Annotated in this window: 12 protein-coding genes and 1 tRNA gene; 7 read left to right on the top strand and 6 right to left on the bottom strand. The window is 68.9% G+C overall.

The genetic code is table 11. The annotated features are described in order from the left end of the window. Positions 1-213: 213 nt before the first annotated feature. Positions 214-678 (bottom strand): GatB/YqeY domain-containing protein, encoded by a 465-nt coding sequence (locus QH270_RS19200; RefSeq protein ID WP_280344290.1) that lies wholly within the window; start codon positions 676-678, stop codon positions 214-216. A gap of 121 nt (positions 679-799) precedes the next feature. On the opposite strand from QH270_RS19200, the gene QH270_RS19195 reads away from it, so the two are divergent. The 3 genes from QH270_RS19195 to QH270_RS19185 all read left to right on the top strand — a co-directional run bounded on the left by QH270_RS19195 (position 800) and on the right by QH270_RS19185 (position 3461). Beyond that, a complete protein-coding gene (locus QH270_RS19195) occupies positions 800-1762 on the top strand; it encodes a metallophosphoesterase (protein ID WP_280344288.1) in 963 nt (320 codons plus the stop codon). A 657-nt stretch (positions 1763-2419) separates the two neighbouring features. Beyond that, the gene (locus QH270_RS19190; protein WP_280344287.1) at positions 2420-3331 is read left to right on the top strand and encodes a hypothetical protein; all 912 of its coding nucleotides are present in this window, start codon (positions 2420-2422) and stop codon (positions 3329-3331) included. A 56-nt stretch (positions 3332-3387) separates the two neighbouring features. Then, positions 3388-3461, top strand: a tRNA-Pro gene (locus QH270_RS19185). 36 nt (positions 3462-3497) lie between these two features. Here QH270_RS19185 and QH270_RS19180 read toward each other — a convergent pair. Continuing rightward, positions 3498-3665 (bottom strand): hypothetical protein, encoded by a 168-nt coding sequence (locus tag QH270_RS19180; protein ID WP_280344285.1) that lies wholly within the window; start codon positions 3663-3665, stop codon positions 3498-3500. Positions 3666-3877: 212 nt separating this feature from the next. Between QH270_RS19180 and QH270_RS19175 the strand changes: the two genes are divergently transcribed. Both QH270_RS19175 and atzF read left to right on the top strand, forming a co-directional pair. Continuing rightward, positions 3878-4582, top strand: coding sequence for a GntR family transcriptional regulator (locus QH270_RS19175; RefSeq protein WP_280344283.1), 705 nt, complete (start codon positions 3878-3880; stop codon positions 4580-4582). 10 nt (positions 4583-4592) lie between these two features. Beyond that, on the top strand, positions 4593-6287 hold the full coding sequence (gene atzF / locus QH270_RS19170) for an allophanate hydrolase (RefSeq protein ID WP_280344281.1): 1695 nt from the start codon (positions 4593-4595) through the stop codon (positions 6285-6287). Here atzF and QH270_RS19165 read toward each other — a convergent pair. The 3 genes from QH270_RS19165 to QH270_RS19155 all read right to left on the bottom strand — a co-directional run bounded on the left by QH270_RS19165 (position 6244) and on the right by QH270_RS19155 (position 9264). Continuing rightward, positions 6244-6912 carry an arsenate reductase ArsC gene (locus QH270_RS19165; RefSeq protein ID WP_280344278.1) on the bottom strand — a complete coding sequence of 223 codons (669 nt, stop codon included), beginning with the start codon at positions 6910-6912 and terminating at the stop codon, positions 6244-6246. The genes atzF and QH270_RS19165 overlap by 44 nt on opposite strands. A 466-nt stretch (positions 6913-7378) precedes the next feature. Next, on the bottom strand, positions 7379-8830 hold the full coding sequence (locus QH270_RS19160; RefSeq protein ID WP_280344276.1) for a catalase: 1452 nt from the start codon (positions 8828-8830) through the stop codon (positions 7379-7381). Continuing rightward, positions 8827-9264 carry a Fur family transcriptional regulator gene (locus QH270_RS19155; RefSeq protein ID WP_280344292.1) on the bottom strand — a complete coding sequence of 146 codons (438 nt, stop codon included), beginning with the start codon at positions 9262-9264 and terminating at the stop codon, positions 8827-8829. Before QH270_RS19155 ends, QH270_RS19160 begins: the two co-directional genes overlap by 4 nt. Before the next feature lie 325 nt (positions 9265-9589). Between QH270_RS19155 and QH270_RS19150 the strand changes: the two genes are divergently transcribed. Together QH270_RS19150 and QH270_RS19145 are read left to right on the top strand one after the other, a co-directional pair. Then, positions 9590-10828, top strand: a complete 1239-nt coding sequence (locus QH270_RS19150) for an APC family permease (RefSeq protein WP_280344274.1) — start codon at positions 9590-9592, stop codon at positions 10826-10828. A gap of 75 nt (positions 10829-10903) precedes the next feature. Next, on the top strand, positions 10904-12253 hold the full coding sequence (locus QH270_RS19145; protein ID WP_280344272.1) for a serine hydrolase domain-containing protein: 1350 nt from the start codon (positions 10904-10906) through the stop codon (positions 12251-12253). On the opposite strand, the gene QH270_RS19140 is transcribed toward QH270_RS19145, so the two are convergent. Further along, entirely contained in the window at positions 12250-13164 is a 915-nt protein-coding gene (locus tag QH270_RS19140) for an aminotransferase class IV (RefSeq protein WP_280344266.1), read from the bottom strand. The genes QH270_RS19145 and QH270_RS19140 overlap by 4 nt on opposite strands. Positions 13165-13213 lie beyond the last annotated feature (49 nt).

Raw genomic sequence — 13213 nt, 5'->3', positions numbered from 1 at the left:
GATACCAGCGGCGCTGCCAGTTGATCAGTCGATAGGGCTCCACCTCGACACCGTCGTCGACGATGACCGCCGTGGTGCGGCGGACGGCGTCGGCCAACGTGGTGAGCACGGCGACCGGCACGGGCGCGTCCCGCTCGCGGGGGCCGCTATCCTCGGCATCCGGCGCGGGCCCGGCCCCGCGCTGGGGGGGGCCCATTTGGTCGTGCGTCCCGGTCAGCGGCGGGTTTTGCCCGCCGCCGACAGGCGCGACCCGTCGGCCTTGCCCTCGGCGAGCGCGGTGGCCGCCTTCATGACCTGACCCATCTGCTTCATCCCCGGCCGCTCGCCGATCGCCTCGGCGACCTGCGCGATCGCCGTGTCGGCGATTTGAGCCACCTCGGCCTCGGTGAGCTGGGTCGGCAGATACTGCTCGATGACCTCTTCCTCCGCGCGCTCGTTCGCGGCCAGTTCACCGCGCCCGTTCTGCTCGTAGATGACGGCCGCCTCGTTGCGCTTCTTGGCTTCCTTGTGCAGCAGCGCCAGGACATCGGCGTCGGAGAGTTCCCGCGCCTGATCACCGGAGACCTCGGCGTTCTGGATCGCGGCGAGCAGCATCCGCAGGGTCGACAGACGCAGAGTGTCCTTGGCTTTCATCGCGGCGGTCATATCCGCGCGCAGTTGCGCTTTCAGTTCCGACATGCGCCTCACGCTAGCTGTTCGGCCACTCGAGTCCCATCACATTTTCATCGCGACCGAAATTCGGACCGTTTGTGCGGAAACACACGCGCCGTTCCGGGAGGGGGTCGCCTATGCTGGGCAAATGCCCGTTATCTCGACGTCCGCTGTCCGCCGTACCGCGTTGGGAGCCGCCGGGGCCGCCGTCGCCGGTATCGGATACGCCACGCTGATCGAACGGAACGCGTTCGTCCTGCGTGAGGCGACGATGCCGGTCCTCGCGCCCGGCTCGCCGACGCTGCGCATTCTGCACGTCAGCGACCTGCACATGATGCCGGGGCAACAGCTCAAACAGCAGTGGCTGCGTGAACTCGACCGGCTCGAACCCGACCTGGTCGTGAATACCGGTGACAATCTTTCGCACCCCAAGGCCGTGCCCGCCGTCGTGCAATCGCTCGGCGCGCTGCTGGCCCGTCCCGGTCTGTTCGTGTTCGGTTCGAACGACTATTTCGCACCGGTGCCGAAGAATCCGCTGAAGTATTTCAAGAAGGATCATCGCCGCGTTTACGGCGACCCGCTGCCCTGGCAGGATCTGCGCGCCGCCTTCACCGAGCGTGGCTGGCTCGACCTGACGCACACCCGTCGCGACCTCGAAGTGGCCGGCATCCGCATCGCCAGTGCCGGGGTGGACGACCCGCATCTGCAGCGTGATCGCTACGACACCGTCGCCGGTGCGCCGAACCAGCTCGCGCAGCTCAGCATCGGTGTCACTCACTCGCCCGAGCCGCGGGTGCTCGACCGCTTCGCCGAGGACGGCTACGACCTCGTCCTGGCGGGTCACACGCACGGCGGGCAGCTCGTCGTCCCCGGGTACGGCGCGCTGGTGACCAACTGCGGCATCGACAAGTCGCGAGTCAAGGGCGCCTCCAAGTGGGGCGAGCACACCCAGCTGCACGTCTCGGCGGGCATCGGCACCTCCCCGTGGGCGCCGTACCGGTTCTGCTGCCGCCCCGAGGCCACCCTGCTGACCCTGGTCGGCGCCCCGCCGAAGCGTCCCGTGGCCGACACCGGCCACGGCATCTCCACCTCGGAGGCCGTCGCCCGCTAGGGTTTCGCCCCGAACGACTTCTGTCAGTAGGGGAATGACGTGAGCAGTGGATCCGACGACCGGCGCGACGACCCGACCGTTTTCGGCGGCCCGGGCGTGCCCGATCAGCCCGACGCGCAATGGCAGCGTCCCGCTCCCGGCGCGCCGGCGCCCGATCCCACCGCCGTGTGGACCCCGGGCGGCACCGGCCTCCCGCCCACCCTGCGCTGGGACGGTTCGGGTCCGCCGCCGGGCCTCCCCGATCCGACGCCGTGGACGCCTGCCGGACCACAACAATGGGGTCCGGCGGGCGGTCAGGACACCCCACCGAGCGGAGCACCCTGGCCCGACCCCGCGCCGCCCGCAGGTCAGGCCGGTGCGCCACAGCCATGGCCGACCGGCGCCGCACAGCCAGGTCAACCCGGCTCCCCACAGCCATGGCCGACCGGCACGGGACAGCCCGCTGCGCCCGGCCCGAATCCACCTGCCGCGCCGTTCGGATCGCCACAGCCGTGGCAGTCAGAGGCGACGCAGGTCGGCGGGCCCACCGCTTATGGCGCGAATCCGCCTGCGGCACCGTACGGATCGCCGCAGGCAGGGCCGAATCAGCTCGGTGCGCCCGGAGGGCCGTGGCCGGGTGCGAATCCGCCTGCTGGGCAACAGGTTCCGTGGGGGCAGGTGGCGTCCGGGAGTGGATCGCAGCAGTGGAATTCCGATCCGATGCAGCCGTGGGGACAGCCCACCCCGCGCTATGGCGAGGTGCCGCCGCTCGAGCAATACGGGCGCCAGCCGTACGGGCAGCCGAGCGGCGGGCCGAAGTCCGGCGGTAAGGCGGCGACGTGGGTCGGCGCGGGCCTCGTCGCGCTCCTGTTGGGCGGTGTCGCGATCACTGCCGTCGCGCTGACCCGCGACGACAAGACGGCACAGGCAGCCGACTCCGGCGCGACACCGTCGATGGTCAGCGCGCTCACCACCACCACCGGCGCCCCGACCTCGACGAGCAAGCCCAAGCCGACTTCCGCGACACCGACCCCCACCGGCGCGGCGTCCGACCGCAAGCCGCTCATCGAGGGCTACCAGGTCGTGGCCTCCCCCGATCGCGGTGCCGCCTACGACGTGCCGCCGAGCTGGACTGTCGCCACCGAGACGACCATCGGCGGTGTCGGCGAACCGCCCGGCGACGCCGTCATCGGCAAGGGCTACGCCACCGACGGCCGCGACTACTGCCCCGGTTCCACCCGGACCATGTCACTGCTGACCGGCTCGAAGCTCGACGATCACGCCGCCGCGGGCGCGGAACTGGGCAAGAAGGCCGCCCCGCTCGCCTACTCCGGCTCCACCGGTACCCCCGGCCCCGCCCAGCCGCTGAAATCCATCGACGGCAAGACCGACGGCATGTTCACCGAGACCACGGGCACCGTCCCCAACCCGAAGCCCGGCTGCGGCCCCACGTACTCCATCTACACCTACGCGTTCAAGGGCGCGAAGGAAGGCAGCTTCGTCATGGTCATGATCGCCGACACCGGCGTCCCCGATGCCGTCGACGCCGCCACCGCCAAACGCATCTTCAGCTCCATCCGAGCCCTCTGACCTCCCAATTTAACGATTTCGACCACCTCGTTGTAAGCTACTTCAGGTTCGCCTCACGGGGTGTGGCGCAGCTTGGTAGCGCGCTTCGTTCGGGACGAAGAGGTCGCAGGTTCAAATCCTGTCACCCCGACGTGTTGGTTGAGACACAGAAGAGCCCCTGATCAGTTCACTGGTCAGGGGCTCCTCGTATTTCCGGACGCATCAGTGCTGGATCAGGCCACTGCGACTCTTCCGGGGATTCGCGGTCGAGGGGGTTCGGCCACCAGACGGTGACGGCGATGACGGCGCACAGGCCCAGGATGAGGGCCAGGATCGCCGCGGTGGATTCGGTCATGTTCGCCCTTCCGGGTGAGCGGAGTGGGAGTCTCGAAGAGAAGGGTGCGCGCGGACTGTGTCGGCCGGAGTAACCGCGTGTTCGCGAGGGGTTGAGAAGTGCTCTCTGCGACGACCGGGCCGCGGTGAGGTGGCTCGGCTGTGAGCACCAGATAACCTGGCGCTTACTTTCTGTCACTTGATAGAAATTACTGATCGATAGCGTATACACCCATGTCGACAAGGGTGGATGCACCGGGAGACGGCTCCGGCAGGCCGCTGCGGGAGGTCGTCTACGAGACGCTGCGCGGCGAGCTGATGAACGGCGACATCCGCTTCGGCGCGCGTCTCACCGAGCCCAAGCTGTCGGCGCGGTTCGGGATCTCCCGGACGCCGGTGCGCGAGGCGCTGACCATGCTCTGCTCGGATGGCCTGCTCGAACGCGAGGAGTACGGCTTCAGCCCGGTCCGGCCGAGCGTGGCCCGCATCCGCGACCTGTACGAGCTGCGCCTCACCCTCGAACTCGGCGGCATGGACCGCGTGCGCGCCGATCCCGCGATCACCCACGACGAGCGGCTGCTGCGCGCCGAACAGCGGCGCTGGGAGGTCCTGCGCGCCGACCCGCCCGTGCAGGAACCGGGGTTCGTGGTCGTCGACGAGGAATTCCATGTCGCGCTGCTCACCGCGGCGGGCAATGCCGAGATGGTGCGCGCGCTGGTCGCGGTGAACTCCCGGATCCGGCACGTCCGCATGTACGACTTCATGATCAACAACCGCATCGAGACGACGATCAGCGAGCACCTCGGCATTCTCGACGCCGTCCTCGCGGGCGATCTCGAGCTGGCGCAGCGGCTCCTGCACACCCACATCGGCGACTCGCTCGATGTCGTGCTCGATCGCATCTCGCGCGCCGTCGCCGCCATGTCCATGAGCGATTAGGAGAACAGCCATGTCAGGACCGACAGCCAGGGTGGCCGCCGCGTACGCGCGGATCGCCGAGGTTGACCGCCCGGAGGTCTGGATCACGCTGCGTCCACAGGACGAACTCCGTACCGAGGCAGCGGAATTGGAACACCGGCTCCGCGCGGGCGAGGATCTGCCGTTGGCCGGGCTGCTGGTCGCGGTGAAGGACAATGTCGACGTCGCGGGCCTGCCCACCACTGCCGCTTGTCCCGAATTCGGCTATCCCGCAACCGAAACCGCCGCAGCGGTACAGCGTCTCGTGGACGCGGGCGCGCTGGTGCTCGGTAAGACGAACCTCGACCAGTTCGCCACCGGCCTGGTCGGCACCCGCAGTCCGTACGGCGCCGTCCGCCATGCCACGTACCCCGAATTGATCTCCGGCGGCTCCAGTTCCGGCTCGGCGGTGGCGGTCGCCCTCGGCATCGCCGACCTCGCGATCGGCACCGATACCGCAGGCTCGGGTCGGGTACCGGCCGCGCTGCACGGCATCGTCGGCATCAAGGCCAGCCTCGGCGTGATCCCCGCGCACGGCGTGGTCCCGGCCTGCGCCGACTACGACGCGGTCACCGTCTTCGCCGCCGACCTCGACCTGGCCGTCACCGCGGCCAGGACGATGGCCGGACCGGACGCGCGGGATCCACGCAGCCGCGCCTGGCCCGCCGACGTCCGCCTGGCCGCCTCCGCCCGGCCGAAGGTGGCGATCCCGCGCCCGGAAGATCTCACCCCGTTGAGCGAGGCCTACCGCGCCGCCTTCACCGAAACCGTTGCCGCCGTGCGTGACCAGGGCGTCGCGGTGCACGAGATCGACATCTCCGCCCTGCTCGACGCCGCCCGCCTGCTCTACGACGGCGCGATCGTCGCCGAACGCTACGCGGCCGTCGGCGAATTCGTCGCCAAGGGCGCGCCCGGCCTCGATCCGACGGTCGCCGGGATCATCGGCGCGGCAAAAGAACTCGATGCCCACGCGTTCGCCACCGACCTCGACACCCTCGCGCGGGCCCGTGCCGCCGCCACCGCCCTGCTCGCCGGCTACGACGGCCTGCTGCTGCCGACCACCACCGAGCACCCATCGATCGCCGAGGTCACCGCCGATCCGCTGGCGATCAACCGCCGCCTCGGCACCTACACCAACTTCTGCAACCTGCTCGACCTCGCCGCCGTCGCCGTCCCCGGCGCACCCACCGCCGACGGCCTGCCGTTCGGCGTGATGGTGGTGGTCCCCGCCTTCGCCGACCAGCTCGCCGTCGACCTGGCCGCCCGCCTGACCGGTACCGCACCACCGTTGCTCGTGGAAAACGCGGTGCCACTGGCGGTTTTCGGCGCTCATCTGCGCGGCCAGCCGCTGCACTGGCAACTCGAACAGCTCGGCGCCCGTTTCGCCGGCGAGATCACCACCAGCGACGCCTACCGCCTGACCGCCCTCGGAACCACCCCACCGAAGCCGGGTCTCGTCCGGCACGGCGACGGCCTAGGCGCCCCGATCCGCGGCGAACTGTTCCTCGTCTCCCCCGGCGGACTCGGCCGCTTCCTGGCCGAACTGCCCCCGCCGATGGCGCTGACCAGCATCGAGCTGGCCGACGGCCGCTCCGTGGTCGGCTTCGCGTGCGCTTACGACGCGGCGGTCGCCGCCACCGACATCACGGAGTACGGGGGCTGGGTGGCGTACCTACGGGCTCGCTGACCGCGATGCCGAGTCCGGCGAGCAGGTCGAGCACGCGGCGGTGGATGTCGTCGCGGATCGGGCGCACCTGGGCCAGTTCCAGGCCGGCCGGGTCCTCGATGATCCACTCGTCGTAGCGCACGCCGGGCACCAGCGGACAGGTGTCGCCGCAGCCCATGGTGACGATGACATCGGCGGCACGGATGATCTCGTCGGTCCACGGCTTCGGATACTCGCGCGAGATGTCGACGCCCACCTCGGCCATCGCCGCCACCGCCGCCGGATTGAGCTGACCGCCCGGTTCCGAGCCACCCGACCAGGCGACCGCGCGCCCGAGCGCCAGTTCCTCGAAAAAGCCCAGCGCCATCTGCGACCGACCCGCGTTGTGCGTGCACAGGAACAGCACCGTCGGCCGCGGCGTGGCGACCTTGCCCTCCAGCTTGGCCAGCGCGTGCAGCCGCTGCCTGCCGAAACGTTCCGCCAGCAGCGGCAGGTACAGGGTCACCGTCGCCCGCGCGGCGAAGTCCTCGTAGGACGAGTAGAGGTAGCGGTGGATGGTGTCCAGGTCGAACATCGTCGCGAACTCTTCGCGCAGCCGTGCCTCGGCACGATCCAGCGCTTCTCGGTGCTCGGCAATCTCGACCACTACTCAACCCTTACCGCTGATCGGGACAAACGCAAACGACCGGGCCGGTAACTCGCGTTTCGACCCGGCCCGGTCGGCGTACCCCGCGACACCTCGGTGGAACATCTCCGGCCCAGTCCGTCGGTGTGGTTACCGTCGGCAGTGCGTCTTCAGCGTCTGGAAGAGCCACCTTCTGGTCTGCACCGCCGGGTCCGACTGATCACCCCTCGAGACCGGTCGGACCCGGGTGTTCCGGTGTCTGACAAAAGGATGCGACGCGCGTCTCTAGAGGTTCTTAAGAACAACTTGTCGGCCCACGGCGATACATCAGCGAGAATGGAAGTACCGACAAGATGGAGAAACGACGATGGAGACCTTGATCGTCTGGGTGCTGGCCAGCCTGCTGTACTGGTTCAGCAACTTCTGACAGATACGACGAGAGGCAGGCACGCCGTCGGCGTACCTGCCTCACTCACCGTCCGGGCGCTCAGCTGCCCCTGACACCCTCCTCGACCCGCTTGCCGAGCTCGGCGTCGACATTGCGCCAGTACTCGAACACCCGGCTCAACACCGGTTCGCTCACCCCGGCGCGCACGTGGCCGACGATGTTGTCGACCAGCCGCTGCCGCGCTGCGTCGTCGAGGACCTCGCGCACCAGCGTGCCCGCCTGGGTGAAGTCACCGTCCTCGGCGTGCTCGATGTAGCCCGCCCGCACCATCGACGGATCGAACTCCCACAGCCCGCCGTCGCCGGCCACCGCCGGATCGGCGTGCGGGCCGCCATACGAATTCGGCGCGTACACCGGCACATCCGCGTCGTTGTAGTGGTACCGCATGGCGCCCTCCTTGGAGTAGGAGTTCACCTCGGCGGCCCTGGCCTGGTTCGGCGGGAGCTGCGCGTAGTTGGTGCCGATGCGGTAGCGGTGCGCGTCGGCGTAGGCGAAGACGCGGCCCAGCAACATCTTGTCCGGCGAGAAGCCGATGCCCCGCACGATGTTGGACGGCTCGAAGGCGGCCTGCTCGATATCGACGAAGAAGTTGCCCGGGTTCCGGTTCAGCGTCCACTTGCCGACCTCGATCAGCGGGTAGTCCCGCTGCGACCAGACCTTGGTGAGGTCGAACGGGTTGAAGCGGTAGCCCTCGGCCTCGGCGACCGGCATGATCTGGACCTTCAGCGTCCAGCTGGGGAAGTCGCCGCGTTCGATCGCGTCCCACAGGTCCTTGCGGTGGTAGTCGGGATCCGAACCGGCGAGGGTGTCGGCCTCGGCCTGGGTGAGGAATTCGATGCCCTGGTCGGTCTTGAAGTGGTACTTCACCCAGAATCGTTCGCCCTCGGCGTTGATCCACTGATAGGTGTGCGAGCCGAAGCCGTCCATGTGGCGGTAGGTCTTGGGCAGGCCGCGATCGCCCATCAGCCAGGTCACCTGGTGCGCCGACTCGGGGCGCAGCGTCCAGAAGTCCCACTGCATGTTGTGATCGCGCAGGCCGCTGCCGGGTAGACGCTTCTGCGAGCGGATGAAGTCGGGGAACTTCATCGCGTCCTTGATGAAGAAGACCGGGGTGTTGTTGCCGACGAGGTCGTAGTTGCCGTCCTCGGTGTAGAACTTCACCGCGAAACCGCGCGGGTCACGCCAGGTGTCGGGGCTGCCCTGCTCGCCGGCGACAGTGGAGAAGCGGACCAGCGATTCGGTGCGCGCGCCCGGCTGGAAGAGCTTGGCCTTGGTGTAGCGGCTCACGTCGCCGGTCACGACCAGTTCGCCGTAGGCGCCCGAGCCCTTGGCGTGCACGATCCGCTCCGGTACCCGCTCGCGGTTGAACTGGGCCAGTTTCTCGATCAGGTAGTGGTCGTGCAGCAGCACCGGCCCCTGGGTTCCGGCGGTGAGCGACTCGTCGTCGCTCTCGACGGCGCTTCCGGTGTTGGTGGTGGTCGGCTTGGTCATTTCGCGGCCTCCTGATTTCGGCAGTCGGGGCACAGCCCCCAGAAGACGATCTCGGCCTCATCGATCGCGAAACCGTGATCGTCAGCGGGCTGCAGACAGGGCGCGGCGCCGACGACACACTCGGTGTCGACGACCGCGCCACAACTTCGGCACACCAGGTGATGATGATTGTCCCCGATCCGGGTCTCGAACCGGGCAGGCGAACCGGCCGGTTCGATCCGGCGCAGGATTCCCGCCCGCACGCAGGCATTGAGCACGTCGTACACGGCCTGCGCCGACACCGTCCCGAGCGCGGCTCTGGCGGCGGCGGTGATCGTCTCCGCGTCCGCGTGCGGGCGTGCCGCGACAGCGTTCAGCACCGCGAGCCGGGGCGCGGTGACCCGCAGCCCGGCCTCGCGTAACAGTCGGTGGGCGTCGATCTCCTCGGTGTGCACGTTCTCCACTGTCCTCCTTTTCTGGAATTAGTCAAGAATTGGAGTTCTTCAATGTCCCGTTGCGCGGATCACATCGAGCCGCTGGAATAGCTCGCCGGGCACCATGGTTGAACCCCACTGTCGGCGTCCGAACAGCCCCGGGCCTCACCCCTTTGTCGCTACGAGCGACCACTCGCCGAGAGGCGCTTGTGGGGCGTCGACACCCCTGACGGGCCGCCCACGCGGCGGCCCTTCGACTCGAAACGCCGCCAGGTCTCCCTCATCGACCTGGCGGCGTTCTTCGTGTCGGGAGGCGGCGAACCCGTTCATGCTCGAGGATGAACGCATGGGAGCTGACGCGCCGTTGCGACGTGATTTGGGCCTGCGGGATTCGGTGGTGATCGGGCTCGGGGCGATGGTGGGGGCCGGAGTGTTCGCGGCATTGGGGCCAGCGGCGGGCGTGGCCGGGTCGTGGTTGCTGGTGGCGCTCGGGGTGGCGGCGGTGGTGGCCTACTGCAACGCGATGTCGTCGGCGCGGTTGGCGGCGCTGTATCCGGTGTCGGGTGGGACGTATGTGTACGGGCGGGAGCGGCTCGGGGAGTTCTGGGGATATCTGGCCGGGTGGGGGTTCGTGGTCGGGAAGACGGCGTCGTGTGCGGCGATGGCGTTGACCGTGGGCAGTTACGCCTGGCCGGAGCACGCGCACGCAGTGGCGGTGATCGCCGTGTTGCTGGTGACCGCGATCAACTATGTGGGGGTGCAGAAGTCGGCGCTGGCGACGCGGGTGATCGTGGCACTGGTATTGACGGTGCTGGCCGCGGTGGTCGTCGTGGGGATGGGTGGGGATCATTCGGCGGCCTCCGCGCTCGACGACGAGGTCGGGCCCTACGGGGTGCTGCAGGCGGCGGGACTGCTGTTCTTCGCGTTCGCGGGATACGCGCGGATAGCCACGCTCGGCGAGGAGGTGCGCGATCCGGAGCGCACGATTCCGCGCGCGATCATGCTCGCGCTGGCGGGCGCGCTGACGGTGTACGCGCTGGTCGCGGTCGCCGCGCTGCTGACGCTGGGTTCCGGCGGACTCGCCGCCGCGCACGATCCCCTCGCGCAGGTCGTCACCGCCGCGGGCGTGGGCTGGCTGGCGCCGGCGGTCCGGGCGGGTGCGGTGCTCGCCGCCGCCGGATCGCTGATGGCGCTGATCCTCGGCGTCTCCCGGACGACGCTGGCCATGGCGCGCGACGGTCACCTACCGCGTGCCCTGGCCGCGGTGCATCCGCGCTACGCGGTGCCGCACCGCGCCGAACTCGCGGTCGGTGCCGTCGTCGCGGTGCTCGCGGCGAGCGTCGACCTGCGGACCGCGATCGGTTTCTCCTCGTTCGCGGTACTCGGGTACTACCTGGTCGCGAACCTGTCGGCGGCCACGCTCACCACCGCCGAGGGCAGGCCGGCGCGCTGGGTGCCGGTGGTCGGCGCGCTCGGCTGTGTGGTCGTGGCGTTCGCGCTGCCGCTCGCTTCGGTACTCGCCGGACTAGCCGTGCTGGCCTGCGGCGCGGCGGTGTACCGCCTTCGGGGTTTTACGGGTGTGTGAACATACCGACGGTCAGGGGATCGCGCGGCCCCGCTTTACGGGTTACGGACGAAAACGCCGTCTAGTCTCGCCCGTATGGGGCTGATCAGGGGATTTCTCACGGGGACGTTCGCGGCGGCACTGGTTTCGGGGTGCCTCTTCGGTGCACCCGCGCAGGCCGCGCCGATCACCTCGAAGAGCTGCGAAGTGACCTCCGAGCGCGAACTCGAACGCGCCCGCCCCGAACAGGTCGGCCTCGACCCCGCGAAACTCGAAGCGGCACTGCAGTTCGCGGCCACCCGCAACCGCAACAACGTGCAGGTGTTCCGGCACAACTGCCTGGTCGGCGAGGGCCTGCGCAACGACGAGACCGGCAAGGTGGCCTGGAACATCTGGAGCGTCACCAAATCCGTGGTGTCGATGCTTGCCGGAATCGCCTCCGACCAGGGCAAACTCGCGATCGACGCCCCGATCGACCGCTACCTGCCCGCCGGTCTCGGCGACGCGAAGCACCGCGCGATCACGGTGGAGAACCTGCTCACCGAGACCTCCGGCATGAAGACCGGCGTGCTCACCGAGGGGATCACCGCAGTGATCCCGGTCGACCCGAACAGCGCGGTGCAGGCACTGGCGGTCGAGCTGGCCAACCCACCAGGCACCGAATTCAGTTACAGCCAGCGCAATGTCGACCTGTTGTCGTACGTGATCGAACTGGCCGTCGGTGAACCGCTGCAACAGTTCGCGCAGCGCGAGCTGTTCGATCCGCTCGGCATCGCGAACACCGACTACTACTGGGCGCGCGATCGCTCCGGCCACACCTACGGCTACGCCCACCTGATGATGCCGCCGGACAACCTGTCCAAGATCGGCCTGCTGGTCGCCAACGAGGGCGAGTGGGCGGGCCGGCAGCTGATTTCGGCCGACTACCTGCGCAAGGCCCGCACCCCCTCACCACAGAACAGCTGCTACGGCTACCTGTTCTGGATCGGCGAGAACTGCGCCGAGTCACCGGATTTCCTGCCGGCCGACACCTTCTTCATGTCCGGCCTCGGCCTGCAGAACGTGTGGTTCATGCCGAGCCTGGACCTGATGGTCATGTGGACCGGCGCCTTCGGCAACGAGACGAAATACGGGCCGAGCGGGGTGATCGCGCACACCGAGGAGCTGCCGCACGAGTTCTTCCGCAGGCTGTTCGAGGCGTTCACCGATACGAAGGCGCCGGTCGCGCAGCCGTACGTGGAGCCGCCGGTGCAGTTCGATCCGGCCACGCTGGTCGACAGCAACATCCTGCTCGCCGTGTTCGGCATCGGACCGGGCGCGTACCCGGGCTGCACGGTGTTCGACTGCCTGAACCAGCCGCTGGCCGCGCCGTTCGCCAGCATTCCGCCGGGGTGCGCGATCCTGGTTTGCCTCGGCGACGATCCGCGCACCCCTGGCATCCGCTAGGTCAGCGGGGTCGTCCAGCCGTGGTCGGTGTCGCCGCGCAGGGCGTCGGCGTGCCGTTTGCGCAGGGTGGTGGTGACCGGGCCGACGACACCGGCGCCGACCGTGCGGCCGTCGACTTCGAACACCGGCGCCGCCCCGGCCGAGGTGCCGGTGACGAACACCTCGTCGGCGATGTAGAGCTCGGTCAGATCGACGGTGCGCTCCTGCACCGGAATGCCCTCCTCGCGGGCGAGGGTGAGCACGGTGCGCCGGTTGATGCCGTCGAGGATGTCGCAGGAGACATCGGGGGTGATCAGGGTGCCGCCGCGAACCAGGAAGATGTTGGCCGCTGACAGTTCACAGACGTGGCCGTTGGCATCGAGGAAGATGCAGTCGTCGTAGCCGCTGTCGATGGCGTCCTGCTTGGCCAGCACCGAATTCACATAGGCGCCGTTGACTTTCGCGCGCGAGGGAATGGCGTTGTCGGGGATCCGGCGCCACGGGCTCGACTTCAGCCGCATGCCGTCCTGCGGCACGATCGGCACCGCGTCGTAGACGAACATGCTCACCTCGATCGCGCACCCGCGGACCCGGGTGCCCGGAATCGACTCCACCACATGCACACTCACGCGCACGAAGACGTCCTCGGCGGGATCGTTCGCCTCGACGAGATCGACGACCGTCGCCTGGAAGCGCGCGTAGTCCCACTCCTGGGTGAACCGGTCGATCCCGATGATCTTGCAGGACTCCTCGAGCCGCCGGAAATGGTCGGCCAGCCGGAAGGCGCTGCGTGCCCCGTCCGCCACCCGCACGGGGAACACCGTGTAGACACTGAGCCCGTAGAGCACCGCCGAGGTGGCGATGCCGACGGTCGCCTGAGCAGCGGGAACGAGCTTGTCACCGAGGAATACGTGCGGATGCGGTTGCGCCATCCGGCAAAACTAACAGCAGCCCCCGGCCCCGGCTAACCGTTTACCGAGC

Origin of the sequence: Nocardia neocaledoniensis (assembly GCF_029868625.1) — a bacterium.
Taxonomy (GTDB): domain Bacteria; phylum Actinomycetota; class Actinomycetes; order Mycobacteriales; family Mycobacteriaceae; genus Nocardia; species Nocardia neocaledoniensis_A.
This window is presented reverse-complemented; position numbering and strand designations above follow the sequence as displayed.

What these genes read in the sequence shown, in the direction of transcription:
- QH270_RS19145 (WP_280344272.1), top strand. Translation starts at nt 10,904, where the DNA reads ATGGGGCTGATCAGGGGATTTCTCACGGGGACGTTCGCGGCGGCACTG.
- QH270_RS19140 (WP_280344266.1), bottom strand. Translation starts at nt 13,164, where the DNA reads ATGGCGCAACCGCATCCGCACGTATTCCTCGGTGACAAGCTCGTTCCC.
- QH270_RS19180 (WP_280344285.1), bottom strand. Translation starts at nt 3,665, where the DNA reads ATGACCGAATCCACCGCGGCGATCCTGGCCCTCATCCTGGGCCTGTGC.
- QH270_RS19160 (WP_280344276.1), bottom strand. Translation starts at nt 8,830, where the DNA reads ATGACCAAGCCGACCACCACCAACACCGGAAGCGCCGTCGAGAGCGAC.
- QH270_RS19195 (WP_280344288.1), top strand. Translation starts at nt 800, where the DNA reads ATGCCCGTTATCTCGACGTCCGCTGTCCGCCGTACCGCGTTGGGAGCC.
- QH270_RS19150 (WP_280344274.1), top strand. Translation starts at nt 9,590, where the DNA reads ATGGGAGCTGACGCGCCGTTGCGACGTGATTTGGGCCTGCGGGATTCG.
- QH270_RS19200 (WP_280344290.1), bottom strand. Translation starts at nt 678, where the DNA reads ATGTCGGAACTGAAAGCGCAACTGCGCGCGGATATGACCGCCGCGATG.
- atzF (WP_280344281.1), top strand. Translation starts at nt 4,593, where the DNA reads ATGTCAGGACCGACAGCCAGGGTGGCCGCCGCGTACGCGCGGATCGCC.
- QH270_RS19175 (WP_280344283.1), top strand. Translation starts at nt 3,878, where the DNA reads ATGTCGACAAGGGTGGATGCACCGGGAGACGGCTCCGGCAGGCCGCTG.